This window comes from Mesobacillus subterraneus (assembly GCF_003937825.1).
GTDB classification, from domain to species: Bacteria; Bacillota; Bacilli; order Bacillales; family Cytobacillaceae; genus Mesobacillus; species Mesobacillus subterraneus.
On sequence record NZ_RSFW01000013.1, the window covers coordinates 230,094 to 248,746 of the forward strand.

19 protein-coding genes are annotated in these 18,653 nt (G+C 47.5%); all 19 read right to left on the reverse strand.

Features of this window, described 5'->3' with window-relative positions:
* Positions 1 to 662: 662 nt before the first annotated feature.
* The 19 genes from EJA10_RS11325 to EJA10_RS11415 all read right to left on the reverse strand — a co-directional run bounded on the left by EJA10_RS11325 (position 663) and on the right by EJA10_RS11415 (position 18,588).
* Positions 663 to 1,070, reverse strand: a complete 408-nt coding sequence (locus EJA10_RS11325; protein WP_125480117.1) for a F0F1 ATP synthase subunit epsilon — start codon at positions 1,068 to 1,070, stop codon at positions 663 to 665.
* Positions 1,071 to 1,092: 22 nt separating this feature from the next.
* Positions 1,093 to 2,505: a F0F1 ATP synthase subunit beta gene (gene atpD, locus EJA10_RS11330; protein WP_125480118.1), complete on the reverse strand. Its 1,413-nt coding sequence runs from the start codon at positions 2,503 to 2,505 to the stop codon at positions 1,093 to 1,095.
* 114 nt (positions 2,506 to 2,619) lie between these two features.
* On the reverse strand, positions 2,620 to 3,480 hold the full coding sequence (locus EJA10_RS11335) for a F0F1 ATP synthase subunit gamma (RefSeq protein ID WP_125480119.1): 861 nt from the start codon (positions 3,478 to 3,480) through the stop codon (positions 2,620 to 2,622).
* A gap of 101 nt (positions 3,481 to 3,581) precedes the next feature.
* Positions 3,582 to 5,090 carry a F0F1 ATP synthase subunit alpha gene (gene atpA / locus EJA10_RS11340; protein WP_125480120.1) on the reverse strand — a complete coding sequence of 503 codons (1,509 nt, stop codon included), beginning with the start codon at positions 5,088 to 5,090 and terminating at the stop codon, positions 3,582 to 3,584.
* A 24-nt stretch (positions 5,091 to 5,114) separates the two neighbouring features.
* Complete coding sequence (locus EJA10_RS11345; RefSeq protein ID WP_125480121.1) at positions 5,115 to 5,651, reverse strand: F0F1 ATP synthase subunit delta; 537 nt, start codon at positions 5,649 to 5,651, stop codon at positions 5,115 to 5,117.
* A complete protein-coding gene (locus tag EJA10_RS11350) occupies positions 5,648 to 6,166 on the reverse strand; it encodes a F0F1 ATP synthase subunit B (RefSeq protein ID WP_125480122.1) in 519 nt (172 codons plus the stop codon). Before EJA10_RS11350 ends, EJA10_RS11345 begins: the two co-directional genes overlap by 4 nt.
* A gap of 236 nt (positions 6,167 to 6,402) precedes the next feature.
* On the reverse strand, positions 6,403 to 6,615 hold the full coding sequence (gene atpE / locus EJA10_RS11355) for a F0F1 ATP synthase subunit C (RefSeq protein ID WP_023613579.1): 213 nt from the start codon (positions 6,613 to 6,615) through the stop codon (positions 6,403 to 6,405).
* Positions 6,616 to 6,686: 71 nt separating this feature from the next.
* Positions 6,687 to 7,397: a F0F1 ATP synthase subunit A gene (atpB, locus tag EJA10_RS11360; protein ID WP_125480123.1), complete on the reverse strand. Its 711-nt coding sequence runs from the start codon at positions 7,395 to 7,397 to the stop codon at positions 6,687 to 6,689.
* A 23-nt stretch (positions 7,398 to 7,420) separates the two neighbouring features.
* The gene (locus EJA10_RS11365) at positions 7,421 to 7,792 is read right to left on the reverse strand and encodes an ATP synthase subunit I (protein ID WP_125480124.1); all 372 of its coding nucleotides are present in this window, start codon (positions 7,790 to 7,792) and stop codon (positions 7,421 to 7,423) included.
* A gap of 7 nt (positions 7,793 to 7,799) precedes the next feature.
* Positions 7,800 to 8,021: an AtpZ/AtpI family protein gene (locus EJA10_RS11370; RefSeq protein WP_125480125.1), complete on the reverse strand. Its 222-nt coding sequence runs from the start codon at positions 8,019 to 8,021 to the stop codon at positions 7,800 to 7,802.
* Between the two features lie 306 nt (positions 8,022 to 8,327).
* A complete protein-coding gene (locus EJA10_RS11375; protein WP_125480255.1) occupies positions 8,328 to 10,574 on the reverse strand; it encodes a S8 family serine peptidase in 2,247 nt (748 codons plus the stop codon).
* Positions 10,575 to 10,924: 350 nt separating this feature from the next.
* Complete coding sequence (gene wecB / locus EJA10_RS11380) at positions 10,925 to 12,067, reverse strand: non-hydrolyzing UDP-N-acetylglucosamine 2-epimerase (RefSeq protein WP_125480126.1); 1,143 nt, start codon at positions 12,065 to 12,067, stop codon at positions 10,925 to 10,927.
* A gap of 12 nt (positions 12,068 to 12,079) precedes the next feature.
* A complete protein-coding gene (gene upp, locus EJA10_RS11385; protein ID WP_125480127.1) occupies positions 12,080 to 12,709 on the reverse strand; it encodes a uracil phosphoribosyltransferase in 630 nt (209 codons plus the stop codon).
* A gap of 526 nt (positions 12,710 to 13,235) precedes the next feature.
* Positions 13,236 to 14,477 (reverse strand): serine hydroxymethyltransferase, encoded by a 1,242-nt coding sequence (locus EJA10_RS11390; RefSeq protein ID WP_125480128.1) that lies wholly within the window; start codon positions 14,475 to 14,477, stop codon positions 13,236 to 13,238.
* 173 nt (positions 14,478 to 14,650) lie between these two features.
* Entirely contained in the window at positions 14,651 to 15,223 is a 573-nt protein-coding gene (locus EJA10_RS11395) for a TIGR01440 family protein (protein ID WP_125480129.1), read from the reverse strand.
* Positions 15,224 to 15,371: 148 nt separating this feature from the next.
* Positions 15,372 to 15,812 carry a ribose 5-phosphate isomerase B gene (rpiB, locus tag EJA10_RS11400; RefSeq protein ID WP_125480130.1) on the reverse strand — a complete coding sequence of 147 codons (441 nt, stop codon included), beginning with the start codon at positions 15,810 to 15,812 and terminating at the stop codon, positions 15,372 to 15,374.
* A 351-nt stretch (positions 15,813 to 16,163) separates the two neighbouring features.
* Entirely contained in the window at positions 16,164 to 17,459 is a 1,296-nt protein-coding gene (locus EJA10_RS11405; RefSeq protein WP_125480131.1) for a methyl-accepting chemotaxis protein, read from the reverse strand.
* 41 nt (positions 17,460 to 17,500) lie between these two features.
* Positions 17,501 to 17,938, reverse strand: coding sequence for a low molecular weight protein arginine phosphatase (locus tag EJA10_RS11410; protein ID WP_125480132.1), 438 nt, complete (start codon positions 17,936 to 17,938; stop codon positions 17,501 to 17,503).
* A gap of 95 nt (positions 17,939 to 18,033) precedes the next feature.
* Positions 18,034 to 18,588, reverse strand: a complete 555-nt coding sequence (locus tag EJA10_RS11415; protein ID WP_125480133.1) for a manganese efflux pump MntP — start codon at positions 18,586 to 18,588, stop codon at positions 18,034 to 18,036.
* Between the last annotated feature and the right edge of the window lie 65 nt (positions 18,589 to 18,653).

Below are 18,653 nucleotides of genomic sequence, written 5' to 3' on the forward strand. Positions count from 1 at the left end.
ATAACAATTATACCATTGTTACAATAGTGTGTCGACAAGGCTTTGAACAAACTGGCAACGTTCTGCCAAGCCTTTTTTCTAGAAAAATAGAATGTGAAATTGTGTGCCTGGTGACAGCCAGGAAGAGTCGTTCCCTTCCATACTTAGTTGTTCGAAAGGAAAATTATGCAACTTCTTTTGTACAAGCGTTTGCTGATTGTGGGAACACGGTGTTTCGGAGTGTGCAGCTCCAGTTTTTGTTCGCGCTGCTCCTAAAACAAGGCAATCGGTTACATTCTATATTAAAAACCAAATTGGTTTTAGTTGTCAGTGACGTTTGTCAACATTTCCTGCGATTAAGCAGGCTGATTTGGATGTTTTAGAGCGATAATTTTATGATTATGGGAGATCAAGGTGAATTGTTGTGAAAAAGATAGCTAGCTAGCTGCGTTGCTTGAAAAATTGTGAGGGGGGAATTGATTTATTGGCGAAGTTCACACTTTTATTGGCGAAAATCGCGTTTTATTGGCGGAAAAATAATTTTATTGGCGAAAATTAAAATATATTGGCGAAGTTCACAACATTATTGTCGAAACGGAATCTCCTCCCAATTTTTCAAGGGTAAATTCACTGTGTCTTTATATAAAAAACACCCTCCAGCATCAGCCGGAGGGTGTTCGTCATTAAATTCTGCGTTCCGCAACTGAAATACGGTTGATCGCGCGTTGAAGTGCAAGTTCTGCACGCTTGAAGTCGATGTTCTCCTGCTTTCTTTCATGCAGGCGCTGTTCAGCGCGTTCTTTTGCTCTCAGTGCACGTTCAAGGTCGATTTCAGATGATTGTTCAGCGGATTGAGCAAGGATGGTTACCTTGTCTGGACGGACTTCGAGGAAGCCGCCGCTTACCGCGATGAACTCAGTATTGCTGCCATTTTTCAAACGGACAGCGCCAATTTGTAGCGGTGCAACCATTGGAATGTGGCCTGGCAAGATTCCAAGCTCGCCTGTGCTTGCTTTGGTGCTTACCATTTCAACATCTGATTCATACACCGGCCCATCGGGAGTAACAACACTGACTTTAATCGTCTTCATTTTTTACCCTCCTGGTCCGTTATTAGACCTCTACACCCATACGTTTTGCATTCTCGATAACTTCTTCGATACGGCCAACTAGGCGGAATGCATCTTCTGGAAGGTGGTCATATTTGCCGTCAAGGATCTCAGTGAATCCTTTAACTGTTTCTTTAACTGGTACGTAAGAACCTGGCTGTCCAGTGAACTGCTCGGCTACGTGGAAGTTTTGAGATAGGAAGAACTGGACACGGCGAGCGCGGTGTACAACTAGCTTATCTTCGTCAGAAAGCTCGTCCATACCAAGGATCGCGATGATGTCCTGAAGTTCTCTGTAACGCTGCAATGTCTGCTGAACGCGACGCGCTACATTGTAGTGGTCTTCACCAACGATTTCAGGTGTCAATGCACGTGAAGTCGAAGCAAGTGGATCCACCGCTGGGTAAATACCCATTTCAGAAAGCTTACGCTCAAGGTTTGTTGTTGCATCCAAGTGGGCGAAAGTTGTAGCCGGAGCCGGGTCAGTGTAGTCATCGGCCGGTACATAGATCGCCTGGATGGAAGTAACAGAACCTACGTTAGTAGATGTGATACGTTCCTGTAATTTACCCATTTCAGTTGCAAGAGTCGGCTGGTAACCTACCGCAGATGGCATACGGCCAAGTAGCGCGGAAACCTCGGAACCTGCTTGCGTGAAACGGAAGATGTTATCCATGAAGAAAAGAACGTCCTGTCCTTGCTCATCACGGAAGTATTCTGCCATTGTAAGACCAGTCAGGGCAACACGCATACGTGCTCCTGGCGGCTCGTTCATCTGGCCGAATACCATCGCAGTTTGCTTGATAACGCCAGAATCAGTCATTTCGTGGTAAAGGTCGTTACCTTCACGTGTACGCTCACCTACACCTGCGAATACGGAGATCCCGCTGTGCTCTTGAGCGATGTTGTTGATCAATTCCTGGATTAATACAGTTTTACCTACACCGGCACCACCGAACAATCCGATCTTACCACCCTTGATATATGGAGCAAGAAGGTCAACTACCTTAATACCTGTCTCAAGGATTTCAACCTCAGTAGAAAGCTGTTCGAAAGTTGGAGCTTCCCTGTGGATTGAATCGCGGCGTGAATCTGCAGCGATTGGAGCGTCAAGGTCGATTGACTCACCCAATACGTTGAATACACGGCCTAGTGTTACATCCCCAACTGGAACGGAGATTGCAGCACCCGTGTCTAATACTTCCACTCCACGCTTAAGTCCGTCTGTGGAAGACATCGCGATTGTACGAACAGTGTCATCGCCTAAGTGAAGGGCTACTTCAAGAGTTAGTTCGATTTTAACATCCGCATCGCTAGTTACAATTTTCAAAGCGTTATAGATCTCAGGAAGATTGCCGCTTTCAAACTTTACGTCAACAACCGGACCCATAACCTGGAGAACGCGTCCCTTGTTCATCTTGTTCCCTCCTAACGTACTTGTTCAAATATATACATCATGATGGGATGTGGACACCATGCCACATCCCCGATTGTAATCAAGATATCATTGGGCTGTTGCCAATGATCATATCTATTCGAGCGCTGAAGCTCCGCCAACGATTTCCGTGATTTCCTGGGTAATCGCAGCCTGACGCGCACGGTTGTAGCTCAAGCTGAGTGAATTGATCAGCTCTTTCGCGTTGTCCGTTGCGTTTCTCATGGCTGTCATACGAGCAGCGTGCTCACTTGCTTTACTGTCAAGCAATGCTCCGTAAATCAAGCTTTCTGCATATTGCGGCAAGAGAACTTCCAGGATCTCCTCAGCGTTTGGTTCGAATTCATAAGATGTAAGCTTTGTTGAAGCAGCGCTAATGTCCGTTAGCGGCAGAAGCTTCTTCTCGGTTACTTCCTGTGAAATCGCGCTGATGTAATGGCTGTAGTAAATATATAATTCGTCAAATGTTCCGTCCGAGAACATGCCAACTGTGTTGCTGGCGATATCCTGGATTTCAGAGAAGGACGGCTGGTCAGCAATGCCGACGATGTCAAGGACAACGTTCATGCCACGGCTTTGGAAAAAGTCACGGCCGACACGCCCGATCGCGATGATCGCAAACTCATCATTTGATTTATGGCGTTGCTGGATCGTCTGGTATAACTGGCGAAGGACGTTACTGTTGTAAGCCCCTGCTAGACCACGATCTGATGTTATCACTAGATATCCCGTTTTCTTGACTGGACGGCTGTTCAGCATCGGATGATTTGAATCCTTGCTGCCCATTGCGATGGAAGCTGTTACTTCCTGGATTTTTTCCATGTAAGGAACGAATGCTTTCGCGTTCATCACTCCACGGTTCCATTTTGCAGCAGATACCATCTCCATTGCCTTGGTAATCTGGCTCGTCTTCTTAGTCGAAGTAATACGGTTTTTTATATCGCGCAAAGATGCCATTTCGGTTCTCACCACCCTTTTACAAAGATTGTTAGTCCAAGTGTAAGCAGGAGCCAGTTCCTTTTTTTAAAAGGAGTGCTGGCGCTGCTAATCAGTTAAAATTACTCAGATACTGCAAACGTCTTTTTGAAGGCGTTGATTGCAGCAGCCATATCGTCGTCGGAAGGAAGTTCCTTCGTAGTGCGGATATGGTCTAACACTTCTGTATGGTTGTGGTCTAACCATGAAAGGAATTCACCTTCGAAGCGGCGGATATCCTGCAATGGAATATCGTCTAGGAAGCCGCGAGTAAGGGCATATAGAATCGCTACTTGCTTTTCAACAGCAAGCGGCTTGTTAAGATCTTGTTTAAGAACCTCTACCGTACGGGCACCGCGGTTAAGTTTTGCCTGAGTCGCTTTGTCAAGGTCAGAACCGAACTGTGCGAATGCTTCCAATTCACGGTAAGAAGCAAGGTCAAGACGAAGTGTACCAGATACCTTCTTCATCGCTTTGATTTGAGCGGATCCACCTACACGGGATACAGAAAGACCTGCGTTGATCGCTGGACGTACGCCAGAGAAGAATAGGTCAGACTGCAAGAAGATCTGTCCGTCTGTGATTGAGATAACGTTCGTTGGAATGTAAGCAGAAACGTCGCCTGCCTGTGTTTCAATGAACGGAAGTGCTGTGATTGAACCTGCGCCTTTAGCGTCGCTCAATTTCGCAGCACGCTCTAGTAAGCGTGAGTGCAAGTAGAATACATCCCCTGGGTAAGCTTCGCGGCCTGGAGGACGGCGAAGTAGCAAGGAAAGTTCACGGTATGCTGCCGCTTGTTTAGAAAGATCATCATATACTACAAGCACGTGCTTGCCATTGTACATGAATTCTTCACCCATTGTTACACCAGCGTAAGGAGCCAGGTATAAGAGTGGAGCAGGCTGGGAAGCAGAAGCTGTAACAACGATAGAGTACTCTAACGCGCCGTGCTTACGGAGAGTTTCAACTGCGTTACGTACAGTTGATTCCTTCTGTCCGATTGCAACGTAGATACAGATCATGTCCTGGCCTTTTTGGTTAAGGATTGTATCGATCGCTACAGACGTTTTACCTGTCTGGCGGTCACCGATGATCAATTCACGCTGTCCGCGTCCGATTGGAACAAGAGCGTCGATCGCCTTGATACCAGTCTGAAGCGGCTCATGAACAGATTTACGGTCCATTACGCCCGGTGCATTATACTCGATCGGGCGAGTTTTTGTTGTGTTGATTGGACCCATGCCGTCAACTGGCTGTCCAAGCGGGTTTACTACGCGGCCAATCAATTGTTCCCCAACAGGAACTTCCATGATGCGGCCTGTACGGCGAACCTCGTCACCTTCGCGGATGTCCGTGAAAGGTCCAAGGATGATGATACCGACGTTATTTTCTTCAAGGTTTTGTGCCATACCCATAACGCCGTTTGAAAATTCAACAAGTTCTCCAGCCATGACATTGTCGAGGCCATGAGCACGGGCGATACCGTCACCAACACTGATAACTGTACCCACATCACTCACTTGAATTTCCGACTGATAATTTTCGATTTGCGATTTTATCAGCGCACTGATTTCTTCAGCTTTGATGCTCATGAGTTTCACCCCTATCTACGAATCTTAGCCTAGCAATTTACGTTCAAGACGATCCAGCTTGCCTTGCAAGCTTCCGTCAAAAATGCGGTTTCCAATGCGAAGCTTGACGCCTCCAAGCAAATTGGAATCTACAATGTTTTCGATTTGAAGTGCCGATTTGCCAACCTGAGGAGCGAAAGCAGCTGAAAGGGCTCCAGCCTGCTCAGCCGTCAGCGGCTGGACACTGTATACTTTAGCTTCAGCAATGCCTTTTGCGTCATTCGCAAGGGCAATGAACTGATCCGCTACGTCTGTGATCTGGTCTTCGCGGTGGCGGTCAACCAAAATCATCAGAGTGTTAAGGACATATGTGCTCACCAATCCGAAAGCATTTGTCAAAACCTCTTTCTTCTTCTCGTTTGGAAGCTTTGGAGACTTTAAAAAAGCCATCAGTTCAGGATTGTTCACAACTACCTCTTTTACTGTGCGCAGTTCTTCCTCGACTTGAGCAAGAACCTGCTTTTCAGAAGCAAGCTGAAAAAGTGCCAGGGCATAGCGTTTTGCTACTGTCGAGTTGCTCATCGGGCATTACCCGCCTCTTGAATGTACTCATTGATCAGCTTTTCCTGGTCAGCTGCAGAGATTTCCTTCTCGATCACCTTAGAAGCGATCAATACAGATAGTGAAGCAACTTGCTCGCGGATAGCCGCAACAGCCTGCTCCTTCTGCTGCTCGATTTCAAGCTTTGCAGATTCCTTGATTCTTTCAGATTCAGTGCGTGCCAGTGCAATGATTTCATCACGCTGTACATCGCCCTGTTTCTTCGCGTTTTCAATAAGGCCCTGTGCTTCAGTGCGTGCCTGCTTAAGCATTTCACGCTGTTCTTCCATAAGTTTTTGCGCTTCGGCACGGCTCTTTTCAGCCGCTCCGATTTCGCCAGCAATATGCTCTTCACGTTCCTTCATGATGCCCATCAATGGACCCCAAGCGAACTTTTTAAGCAATGCTAACAAAATAAGGAACATAACGAGCTGGAATATGATATCTCCAGTATTCAGGCCGGCTGCCGCTCCCAATACATAATTCATTGTTAACACCCTCGATTCACTCCCTTCAAGAGTTGTACCATGATTAAAAGGTCCAACAAGCGTCATCTGGCTTCATGCCATACGCCCGGGCCGCCCAGGGGCTTGCCCTATTTTATTTCAAACGATTGCTTGCATTCAAATTCAGGCCTGCCCTCCGCCGGTTTTGGACCGGCACAGAGCCGACATAATAGAATGGCGAAGGTTCGCGCGGAATGATCTTCGCCATTTTAAATTATTATTATGAATTAACCACCGATAACCATGAACGCGATAACAACTGCGATGATAGGAATCGCTTCAACCAATGCAACCCCGATGAACATTGTTGTTTGAAGCATACCGCGAGCTTCTGGCTGACGAGCGATACCTTCAACTGTACGTGATACGATCAAACCGTTACCAATACCTGCACCAAGTGCTGCCAAACCGATTGCGATTGCTGCTGCTAATAGACCCATTATTAAGTTCCTCCTTATTGTATAGAAAAATATAGTTTTTTAGTTTTGTTCATATAATGAACAGGTATATATTAATGGTCATGGCTCACTTTATGAGAGAGATAAACCATCGTTAACATTGTGAAGATGAACGCCTGGATTGCCCCGACGAAAATCGAGAATCCTTGCCACACAAGCATTGGAACGGCTGCGGCTAAGTGTCCGACAGCATCCGTAGCGAGGCTGGCTGCAAGCAGACCCAACAGGATCTCACCTGCGTAGATGTTACCGTAAAGACGAAGACCAAGAGTGAGCGTATTCGCGAACTCTTCGATGATCTTGATCGGGAACATGAACCAGAACGGCTTGAAGAATTCCTTGCCGTATTCGGCAGTCCCTTTGAGTTTGACGCCATAATAATGGGATAGTCCTACCACCATGACTGCAAGAGTCAATGTGATGACCGGGTCAGCTGTTGGTGATTTCCACCATAGGACATTGTCGTAAACGACCGCGAATGGCAGTCCCAGCATGTTTGAAACAAATACATACATCAGCAATGTGATCCCGAGGACGTGGAACCTTCCCCCATCCTTCCAGTCCATCGTGCTGTTGATGATTCCTTTGACGAAATCCATAATCCATTCCATGAAGTTCTGGATTCCTGTCGGCTTCATCGCCAGTTTACGAGTGGAAAGAACTGCAATGATGAATACAAGAGCAGTCGCTATTGTGATCATCAGCAAATTTGCTAAGTTAAAAGTAAGCCCAAATATTTCTCTTAATGGAGCTTCATGATGCATCAATTATTCACCTCTCTTCCCCGCTATCTACGTGATTGAAAAGACTGGACAAAAAAATCTATCATAATGACAATGTAAGCTGTCATTAATCCCAAAATCGTAAATACAAGGTTTATGCGATCTGGATATTCCATCGCAACGATTACGGCAAGCGCTCCGGTTGCAAGCCTCGACATCGAGCCGAGCGAGCGCACCTTCTTCCCCTGCACAACCGAATCCCCGAAATTGTTCATCTTTCTCGCAAGCAGCCATAAATTAAAAAGGCTAAGGCTTGTACCAAAGATCAACCCGGCAAAAACAGATTGATAGCTTGTGAAGCCGTACCCTAGTACATATAGAGACAACAGAGTGAATATGTATTTGCGGTGGCGAGTGAACAGGTCCTTGATTTCCATTGATGGCTCAGTCTCCCGAAAAGAAGTGTTGGACAAGGCGGAGCATGGCATACACACCTGCCGCCAATCCGATCAGCAATCCGAATATTAAGAAAAGTGGCTCTGTACCTAGGGTACGATCCAGCCATCTTCCGGAAAAAATGCCAATTAAAATCGAGCCTACCAATTGAGATAGTATAGCGGACATGAGTGCCATCGCTTGAAAAGGGTGGCGGTTGTTTCGGCGCATAAAAAACGCATCCTCACTTTTGAGAATGGGAGCTTCAGGGGGTGAAAATTTATTTTCCGAAAAAACAATATTTTCACTAAAAAAAGCTTGCATATCAACATTGAAAACCTTATCATTTTATGCCCTTTGTAAGCATACAATAGGCAAATGTCAATGTCAATCCATTGGGGTGAAAAAATTCACAAAGTTTTCACTGTGAATATATACCATAATCCCTATGCTGCAAATATATTATAGAAGGATATTTTCAAGGGGTCCTTCCTGAGGAAAAAACCTTTCCTAAAATGAACAGGGCCGGAAAGAAGATCACCTTCTTCCGGCCCTTTTTTCGGTTTGATTTTTCTCAATCGCAATCACCGCTTCAATCATGCTTTCGCGTCCTGCTTTTTTCGCGAAGACCTTAGCCAAATACACCCCATCCGGCGGCAGGTTTTCCAGCGGGATTTCCTTGCCCGCCATCCCTTTATTCAGCTTTCTTCCCCAATCAAGGTATCCAACAAACCGGTATTGGTCCGGATCAAACAGGGCAATGCCGAATTCATCCGCTCCCCCCGGCAGATAGACTTCATAGCGATAAGCCTCGCCATTGTCTGCCGGAGCAAAATCGAACCCCATCACGCGGGGGTAATCCGGTTCTTCCAGTACATACAGGTATGGAATCCGGATTCTACTTTTCCCGTCATTCAACACTAGTGCCCCATCATGGATTTTATCTTTTAAATGCTCAGGACTGGCTTTCATCGCAACCTCAATCGTTTTCTGTTCATTGGGCTCCAATGTGAAGCTGAATGGCAGTTCCCACTCCATTCCATTTTCCCGTTTCGGCATCTCGAAGGAGTACGTTTTCGTGCTGCTGCTCGTATTTTTGACTTCAATCCTGGCACTGTGCCGGTGCATATTATCGCTGAGCTGGAATTTCCCAAACTGCAGCGATCCCGGTATTACAAGTGTCTCCACTTTGATTGCGTCTTCTATCTGGATTCGACCGGCTCCCTGCTCAAACGTCCGGTAAGGCTTTCCATCGCGACCCGTAATCTCCTTCGCGGTGTTCATGAGCGCAGCCTTGATTTCGGCTGGATTCCAATCAGGATGCGCCTGTTTAATGAGAGCTGCTGCTCCTGCCACATGGGGCGAGGCCATGCTTGTTCCCTGCAAAGGAAGGTAGCCTCCAGGTACGGTGCTGTTGATTGCGACACCAGGCGCGACGATATCCGGCTTGATTTCCCATGTAACAGTCACAGGTCCGCGCGAGCTGAAATCGGCAAGGATATCTTTTTCTTCTATTGATTCCATCCTGACGAGGGTAGGACCGTTTTCAACTTGCTTTTGAATCGCCATTCCTTCCTTTTTGCTTATGGACGCAACCGGAATTAGCAAACTCTCCTCGAGGTTTCCAAAAAACGTGCCCTTCGTGTTGTTGTAGATGATGACGGCCTTCGCTCCCGCATCCAGGGCATTTTTCGCTTTTTCGGTAAAAGTAAGCTTTCCCCGCTCAACTAACACAATCTTATCCCGGACATCCTTCATTTCTTCATTGCTGCCCAGCCCCGCGAAAACGATGTTTTCACTTCGCGTAAAGTTCCAATTGTCCGAACCCTGAAGCAGCTCGAGCCTGATTTTTTCACGGATGCCTGGAGCTGATAAGTACGGCACCTTCATCGGCGGAGTTGATGCGCCTACGGAAATGGCTTTTGATGCGGTTCCGGGTGACCCGACTGTCCAGCGGTTCGGCCCCGAATTTCCTGAGGAAGTCACTGCGACGATTCCCTTTTCCACCGCCTTGTTGAGCGCCAGGCTGATTGGAAGGTCTGGCCCGTTGACATCGTTTCCGAGCGAAAGGTTCAGGACATCCACCTTGTCCTTGATCGCCTCATCGATCGCCGCAATCACCTGCTCGGTCGTACCGCTGCCTCCTGGCCCAAGCGCCCGATAGGCAACGATTTTCGCATCCGGCGCCATACCGCGCATCCTTCCGTTTGCGGCGATGACCCCGGCCACATGCGTCCCGTGCAGTGTGCTCCGCAGTCCAACACCCTTCGTTTCCATCGGGTCATCATCCCCATCAACGAGGTCATGGCCTCCTGCAAAATTCCTCCTTAAATCCGGATGCTCATAATCAATCCCCGTATCGATGACCCCAATCGTCACACCTTTTCCTGTGAGGCGGTTCCCATTGTCATCAAGAATGCCGCGAACTTTTTCCGTCCCGATCAGTTCGAAATTATCGATAAAAGAGGTACTCGGCTTGAATCTGGCTGGCTGGTGCGGGTTCTCTGTTTTATAAGTATTCACTTCTGATACAAGCTTGATCTCATTGTATTCTTCCAGCTGCCTCAGCTCTGAAAACGGCCCCTGTACAGAGTAGCCCTGCACAGCATGGCGGAAGATACGACGGAGCTTGGTGTTTTTAAGCGTACTAAGCTGGCGGTTGATTTCAGATTCTGGGAACGGTTTCTCCGTCAACACGATGGCGATTTTTTCATTGCGAGGATTCTCCTCCGGGATGGGAGGATGCTGTAGTTTTTGTGGCTGAAAGGCAGCAAGTACCAGCATTATCGGAAAAAACAACAGAATTGAACGCTTAAACAAAACAGACTCCCCCTTTTTCCGTTAGCCTTTCAAATGTGGGTGGTAAGTATGCAAGGGGGATATCATTTTTAGGTAGTTTATTCCCAAAATTAGGATGACGGTGCAATTAGTGCGGTTAATTACGCAATTATTCCTGTTTTCTGCGCAATTATTGTAGTTGAGTACGAAATTATCAGTTTGTTTTACGCAATTAACACAACTTATTAATTTTAAAATTTTACCAGTAAGCATTTTGCCCACATTCTATTGCGAGGGCGGCCGCTTAAACAGAAAAAAACACCCCTTTTATCAGAAAAAGAGGTGTCTAAGTTCAATTATTTATATTGTTCAGGGCGATTTTCTGTTTTTTTGAAGTAATAACGGATGGCTTCACAAATTCGTTCGGATGCACGTCCATCTCCATATGGATTAGAAGCTTTGGCCATTTCTTCATATGCTTCAGAGTCGGTAAGAAGCTCTGTCGCCATTTCATAAATCGGCTGTTCTTCGTTTCCGGCAAGCTTTAATGTTCCAGCCTCAATCCCTTCCGGACGCTCGGTTGTATCGCGCAATACAAGCACTGGCACACCAAGCGATGGAGCCTCTTCCTGTACGCCGCCAGAATCAGTCAAAATCAAATGAGCACGTGACGCAAAGTTATGGAAGTCAATTACATCGAGCGGCTCGATCAAATGGATGCGCGGGTCATTGCCCAGCACTTCATCGGCAAGCTCACGGACTACCGGATTCAGATGGACAGGATAAACGACCTGCACATCACGCTGTTCATCAACTAGGCGCTTGATGGCGCGGAACATATTGCGCATCGGCTCACCAAGATTTTCGCGGCGATGTGCCGTCATCAGGATCAAGCGATCATCGCCAAGCTTGTCGAGCACTTCATGCTGGTAACTATCCTTAACTGTTGTTTTCAGGGCGTCGATTGCCGTATTACCCGTGATGAAGATGTTTTCTTCCTTTTTATTTTCCTCAAGAAGATTTGCCGCAGACTTAGAAGTTGGCGCAAAATGCAGGTCTGCCATAACTCCCGTCAGCTGGCGGTTCATTTCTTCCGGGAACGGGGAGTACTTATTCCACGTTCTTAAACCCGCTTCAACATGTCCGACGACAATCTGGTTGTAGTATGCCGCAAGACTGGCCACGAATGTGGTCGTTGTATCCCCGTGCACAAGGACGATATCTGGTTTGACTTCCTTCATGACCTTATCTAGACCTTCCAAACCTCTGGTCGTCACATCAATCAGTGTCTGGCGGTCCTTCATGATATTAAGGTCGTAATTCGGGGTGATGTTAAAAATATTCAATACCTGGTCCAGCATTTGGCGATGCTGGGCAGTGACGGTTACAATCGATTCAAAATGCTCTGGGTGTTTCTGCAATTCCAGGACAAGCGGGGCCATTTTAATCGCTTCAGGACGTGTCCCGAAAATCGTCATGACCTTAATTGGCTGGTTCATCTTAAACACTCCTTATTTCGTCCCGAATAAACGATCGCCTGCGTCTCCCAGGCCTGGAACGATGTATCCGTGGTCGTTCAGCTTTTCATCCAGTGCAGCAATGTAGATATCTACGTCAGGGTGGGCTTCTTTTACCGTTTCTACGCCTTCTGGAGCTGCAATTAAACACATGAATTTGATGTGCTTCGCGCCGCGCTTTTTCAGGGAGTTGATAGCTTCAACAGCGGAACCGCCTGTTGCAAGCATTGGATCGACTACGATGAAATCGCGCTCTTCAACGTCGCTAGGAAGCTTTACGTAGTATTCAACCGGCATTAGGGTTTCCGGGTCGCGGTATAGTCCAATGTGTCCAACCTTCGCTGCCGGGATCAATTTCAAGATGCCGTCAACCATTCCGATGCCTGCTCGAAGAATCGGGATGATCCCAAGCTTCTTGCCTGATAGTACTTTCGATTTTGTCTTTTCGACTGGTGTTTCAATTTCAATTTCCTCAAGAGGCATATCACGCGTGATTTCGAAAGCCATCAGCGTCGCGACTTCGTCCACAAGCTCGCGGAATTCCTTCGTGCCCGTGCTCTTGTCGCGGATATAAGTAAGTTTATGCTGGATCAATGGATGGTCAAATACGTATACTTTTGCCATGTGTATCGCTCCTTTTAAAGGTAAATGAGTTGTGAACACCTGTCTGTTTATGTAAGGTCTGTTAAATCACACTTCGTATAATTTTACAGAAAAACACCCATACAAGCAACCGCTCAGCATAATGATTTTTGTTGGAAAAGCGAAAGCGCCTTGGTCAGCCCCGACAATCGCTGGAGGGCCGAAAGGTGAAGTCGTTCTTTGACTTCATCGGGCGGACCGAAATTGAAATGTATAGCCGACTGCTCAGAAACACAGAAACTGGAGACACCGACAAAGAAGCGCTTTTTGCTTCTGCCGGCGGAGTCGAAGTTTCGGAGTTTCTAGGAGGCGACACTGGACAAGCGTCTCGAGCTGCTCAAAGCTAACGCTTCTCGCAAGATACTCATGGATGAATTTCAAAGATGAAAACTGGCTAGGCGCTGGAGCTGGACATTTCCCAGAGTGAAATAAACAATTTCAATTTTTATGAAAAAACGGCCCTCATTCCTTGAGGGCCGCTGTCTTCATTCTTAGCTGGTAAAAACTCTTATAGCTCCGGATATAATTCGAATTTTCCTGTCAAAGCTTCGACGCGCTGGCGTGCTTCTTCAAGCTTCGCTTCGTCTTCGTGATTTTTCAGAGTGAACGCGATCAGTGATGCGATTTCGTCCATCTCTTCATGGCCAAAGCCGCGGCTTGTGACGGCTGCTGTACCGATGCGAATTCCGCTAGTTACGAATGGGCTTTCAGGATCGAATGGAATCGTGTTTTTATTGACGGTGATGCCAACCTCGTCAAGCACCTTCTCCGCTACTTTCCCTGTCAGGCCAAGTGAACGCAGGTCAACAAGCAGCAAGTGGTTGTCTGTTCCGCCTGAAACCAGATCGATGCCTTCTTTATTCAAGCCTTCTGCAAGGCGGTTGGCATTCGAAATAATATTTTTCGCGTACTCTTTAAAAGAATCCTGCAGCGCTTCGCCAAAAGCTACTGCTTTAGCAGCGATGACGTGCATAAGCGGTCCGCCCTGAATGCCAGGGAAGATCGACTTGTCGATTTTCTTCGCGAATTCTTCTCTGCAAAGGATCATCCCGCCGCGCGGTCCGCGAAGGGTCTTATGGGTAGTCGTCGTGACGAAATCAGCGTATGGAACCGGGTTCTGGTGCAGGCCGGCTGCAACCAATCCGGCGATGTGCGCCATGTCGACCATCAGGTATGCGCCCACTTCATCTGCGATTTCGCGGAAACGCTTGAAGTCGATCGCTCTTGGGTACGCACTTGCACCAGCAACGATCAGTTTCGGCTTATGCTCGCGCGCTTTCTCAAGAACAACATCATAATCGATAACATGTGTTTCTTCGTCGACACCATACTCAACGAAATTATACTGAATGCCGCTGAAGTTGACCGGGCTTCCGTGCGTCAAGTGTCCGCCGTGGGAAAGATTCATCCCTAGGACCGTGTCACCCTGTTCAAGGATGGTAAAGTAAACCGCCATGTTCGCCTGGGCACCGGAGTGCGGCTGGACGTTTACGTGTTCGGCACCGAAGATTTCCTTCGCGCGGTCGCGGGCAATGTTTTCGGCAACATCGACGTGTTCGCATCCGCCATAATAACGGCGGCCTGGATAGCCTTCTGCGTACTTATTCGTAAGCACAGAACCCTGTGCCTCCATGACGGCTTCGCTGACAAAGTTCTCAGATGCAATCAGTTCGATTTTCGTGCGCTGGCGCTTCAATTCATCCTGCATTGCTGCAAATAGCTGGCTGTCCTGCTGTGACAAGTGCTTCACTTAAGTTCCCCCTCTAATATGTATTGCGTAGTTCCGTTATTAGAAAATTCATTCTTATTTTAGCCGATATTATAATGAAAGGAAAGGACGAAGGCACAAGAAGCTCTGAATATCTGACCTGCTTTTTCCTCCGTTGCCTTCCCCTATAAGTAAAGCCTGTTAACTTAATCAAGTCAGCAAGATTCATTTTCGTTCGTTTTCTCGTAAACCGCCCGAACGCCGCCGATCAGCTTCGGCCTTGTTTTTGCGAGCGTGACGTGCGCATGCCCAATGCTTCTCTGCGCGACTCGGACTGGCACTGCCACATGCTTCAATTGCATGCCAATTAATGTGTCGCCGATATCGATGCCGGCATCTGCCTTAATGAATTCGACGACCACGGCATCCTGGAGATTTTGGTAGGCATAGGCCGCCATCGCGCCGCCTGCGTTCCTTACCGGAATGACCGTGACTTCATCCAGCCTCTTCTGTTCCGCCGTTCCCCGCTCGACGACAATGGCCCGGTTCAAATGCTCGCAGCACTGGAAAGCCAGCTGGACACCAGTTGTTGCCTGCAGTTCACGAAGCTGGCGGAATACCATCTCCGCGACCTCTTCCGTTCCGGCCGTGCCGATTTTCTGCCCGATGATTTCACTCGTGCTGCAACCGACCACGAGCACATGCCCCTTTTTCAGCTGCACCTGTTCATTGAATTCAGTAAGGATGGAGTTCAATTCTGCTTCCCATTGTTCAATCGCCAGTGTCAACGCCTCCTTTTTTTGTTTAAAGCGACTTATGAAAAAGCGTCCTAAAAAAGCCGGAAACGCTCCGGCCTGATTTTTACGTGATTAGAAAGTATATTTTTTTACTTCGAGAAATGTCCAGCGCCTAGCCCCTGGAGTCGCTTCGGTTTTCTTATCTGCTTTCGTATTCTTTAATTTTTCCGACGCGGTTTTCGTGGCGTCCGCCTTCGAATTCTGTGGACAGCCAGGCTGCTGCGATTTCACGGGCAAGTCCTGGCCCGATGACGCGCTCACCCATTGCGAGCACATTGCTGTCATTATGCTGGCGTGTCGCCTTCGCGCTGAATACATCGTGCACAAGTGCGCAACGGATGCCTTTTACCTTGTTCGCGGCAATGCTCATGCCAATACCCGTTCCGCAAATCAGGATTCCCTTGTCAAACTCACCGTTCGCCACTTTTTCAGCAACCGGAAGAGCATAGTCTGGATAATCAACAGATGTGCCGCATTCGCAGCCGAAATCTTCGTATTCAATCTTCATTTCGTCCATCAAATTCTTAATTTCCTCGCGGATGTTCACTCCGCCATGATCTGAAGCAATAGCAACCTTCATTGTAAAATCCTCCTATGTATTCCCGGCTGTCCGGGGCGATGATTTCTACCGTTTATTTTCTCATATTCCCTCGATTTTATAAAGAAATCGAACATTGGTGAATCTGAATACGAGTTTTATAACTGAACCCTTTGATTGGTGTAGAGAACAACGAATTTTTCATACGAAAAGATTTTTTTAGCAGAGAAAAAAATTTATTATAGCGAAAATCAACTTTTAATAGCGAAAAAATTATTTTTATAGCGAAAACAAAATTTTAATAGCGAAATCTTCTTTTTTATAGCGAACTGGAAATTCTACGCGATTTTTTCCAGCAGCAAAAAACCACAGCCTCAGCTGTGGTTTCGCATCCTATAATGAAAACTTCGTGATCGTGTTCTTTAATTTTTCCGCCTGATCCCGCAGTACGACGGCCAGTTCTTCAACATTACCGATAACTTCAGCCTGCTGTTCCGCTGCAGACGCGACGCTCAGGGCACCGGCTGAGGTTTCTTCGGCGATTGCAGCCATTTCCTGTGATTGTGTGGATGTATGCTGGATCGTGTTCATCTGCGTTTCGACGAGTCCGGTAATCGTGTGGATGACTTCGGCCATCTCGTGGATGGTGTTCGTCATTTCATCGATGACCTGGTTCGTTTTCTCGCCTTTCTTCGCTTCGCTGTTCGCCGTTTCTACCTGTCTGCTGATCTGGCCAACGACGTTCTGGACCTCTGACTGGATGTTCTGGATCAATTCCGAAATCCCCTGGACGGCGTCCGCACTCTGGTCGGCTAGCTTCCTGACTTCCTCGGCCACGACCGCGAATCCTTTTCCATGTTCTCCGGCACGCGCTGCCTCAATCGAAGCATTCAAAGCCAGCAGGTTGGTTTGTGCCGCGATATCGCCGACGAGCTGGATGATCTGCTCCACTTTTGTTGCGTTTTCTTCCAGACGTTTGACAGTGCCCAGCGATTCACGATTATCATTCGCCAGTCTTTCAATCCCGGAAATCAGCGAGTGGATGGCATTCTTGGATTCCTGAAGGTCTTTGACCATTTCAACTGAAATCCCTTCTGACACCCGCGCTTTTTCCTGGACGTCCTCGGCAATGCGGATGACTTCATCCACTGACTCAGCTGTGGTTTGCGTCGAAAATGCCGACTGGTCTGCACCTGAAGCAATTTCCTTGATGGTTGTCGAGATAATCGCTGCCTGTTCCGATGCAGCCTTTGATTGGCCGGAAATCTGGATGACCTTTTCATTTGTTTCTTTGAAGTTCGAGTCAATCTGGCTGACCATCTCGCGCAGATTGGCAAGCATATTGTTGAAAGCTAGTCCAAGCGAACGGATTTCATCGTCCGACTTTGAAACCTCAGCATCCTCACCAATCTCACCCTGTGCGGCTTTCAGCGCTGATTGCTCCAATTTTTGCAACGGCTTGATGATCAATCCTGCTGCCATATAGGCAAGCAAGCCTGACCAGAAAATCCCCATCCCCAGGACCGCCACATTGTAGACAACCGAATTGATTTCGGTGAATTGTTTTACATAAGGCTGAAGGAAATAAATAAAGAATGCGCTTGTTGAATAAGTGATGATCGCCAACACCGTCGTCAGCATGACCATTTTCTTTCTTAATCCCATTTTGTAGCTGCGTTTAGACCCCACTGATAATCCCCCTGAAAAAGTATTAGAACTCCTCTAAGGTATTATCGGATTTTATCAAGGATTCTTTCGATACTTTCCTGAATTTCTTGAAAAGCTTCGCGATAAATTTGTTCGTTCCCGCCGAATGGATCTGCGACATCTAGGTTTTCCTTCACTTCAGCAAACTCTTTCAGGGTAAAAGTTTTATCGGCAGCTTGCGGATACTGGCTTAAAATCAGCTGCTTATGGCTCTGTGTCATCGTCAGGACCAAGGTCGCCCATTCGATTTGTTCCTTCGTCAATGTCGAGGAGCGATGATCATGGCTGATGTTGTTCTCCTCAAGCACGATTTTCGCGTTCAAGGATGCCTCCGCCCCATTTGGAGCGTAAACCCCTGCTGATTTCACTTCAACTCCGGGTATTTCCTTGCTTTTTAAAATTGCTTCCGCCATCGGGCTCCTGCATGTATTTCCGGTGCAGACGAATAAGATGCGTGCCATGCCTTTCCCTCCTGTGAAGAACTTTTTCTCCATTATAAGATAATCTTTAATTTTTCCATAAAAAAATACACCTGCCGAACAGGTGCACAAACGTTTTATAAAGGAAGGAGCAATTTAATCCCGAATGCGAGCAAAATGCTTCCTCCCAGCGCTTCGCTGTATGTACCCATCCACCCCTGGACTCTTTTGCCTACCAGGAGGCCTGCCCAGGTGAGGACCATCGCCGCGACACCAAAGCATACGAGTACGAGCAGCGTCCTGGCTCCATATATCCCCAGGGTAAGACCGACCGAGAAGCTATCCAGGCTGACACTCAGGGCAAAAATAAATAAGCCTTTCCCGACCGGAGTGATCAAACTTGTCTCGTCTTCTTTAAAGCTTGCCCAAATCATCTGTACACCGAGCACAATCAAAAGCAGGCCGCCGATATATCCGGCGATGGCCCCGAACTGCTCGGACAAAAATCTGCCGGCCACCATCCCCAGCAGCGGCATCCACACATGGAACAAGCCAATGGTGACGCCAATCTTGAAAATATGCCTTTTAGTCAGACGGAACATGCCCATTCCAAGACCTACCGAAAAAGCATCCATTCCCAACGCGAATGCCATCAATATCAATGTTAGTAATTCACCGGCTATTGCTGCCATGTCTTCGCCCCCTCGGACTTGCTAATTCAGCATATGCACGTCCAAATGGATTTAGAAGCATGGCT

Coding starts and splice junctions, on each gene's coding strand:
- atpA (WP_125480120.1), bottom strand. CDS start 5,090: ATGAGCATCAAAGCTGAAGAAATCAGTGCGCTGATAAAATCGCAAATC.
- atpE (WP_023613579.1), bottom strand. CDS start 6,615: ATGGGTCTATTAGCAGCAGCAATCGCAATCGGTTTGGCAGCACTTGGT.
- EJA10_RS11345 (WP_125480121.1), bottom strand. CDS start 5,651: ATGAGCAACTCGACAGTAGCAAAACGCTATGCCCTGGCACTTTTTCAG.
- EJA10_RS11365 (WP_125480124.1), bottom strand. CDS start 7,792: ATGGAAATCAAGGACCTGTTCACTCGCCACCGCAAATACATATTCACT.
- EJA10_RS11370 (WP_125480125.1), bottom strand. CDS start 8,021: ATGCGCCGAAACAACCGCCACCCTTTTCAAGCGATGGCACTCATGTCC.
- atpB (WP_125480123.1), bottom strand. CDS start 7,397: ATGCATCATGAAGCTCCATTAAGAGAAATATTTGGGCTTACTTTTAAC.
- EJA10_RS11375 (WP_125480255.1), bottom strand. CDS start 10,574: ATGCTGGTACTTGCTGCCTTTCAGCCACAAAAACTACAGCATCCTCCC.
- upp (WP_125480127.1), bottom strand. CDS start 12,709: ATGGCAAAAGTATACGTATTTGACCATCCATTGATCCAGCATAAACTT.
- wecB (WP_125480126.1), bottom strand. CDS start 12,067: ATGAACCAGCCAATTAAGGTCATGACGATTTTCGGGACACGTCCTGAA.
- EJA10_RS11335 (WP_125480119.1), bottom strand. CDS start 3,480: ATGGCATCTTTGCGCGATATAAAAAACCGTATTACTTCGACTAAGAAG.
- EJA10_RS11415 (WP_125480133.1), bottom strand. CDS start 18,588: ATGGCAGCAATAGCCGGTGAATTACTAACATTGATATTGATGGCATTC.
- EJA10_RS11410 (WP_125480132.1), bottom strand. CDS start 17,938: ATGGCACGCATCTTATTCGTCTGCACCGGAAATACATGCAGGAGCCCG.
- EJA10_RS11325 (WP_125480117.1), bottom strand. CDS start 1,070: ATGAAGACGATTAAAGTCAGTGTTGTTACTCCCGATGGGCCGGTGTAT.
- rpiB (WP_125480130.1), bottom strand. CDS start 15,812: ATGAAGGTTGCTATTGCTTCAGATCATGGCGGAGTGAACATCCGCGAG.
- atpD (WP_125480118.1), bottom strand. CDS start 2,505: ATGAACAAGGGACGCGTTCTCCAGGTTATGGGTCCGGTTGTTGACGTA.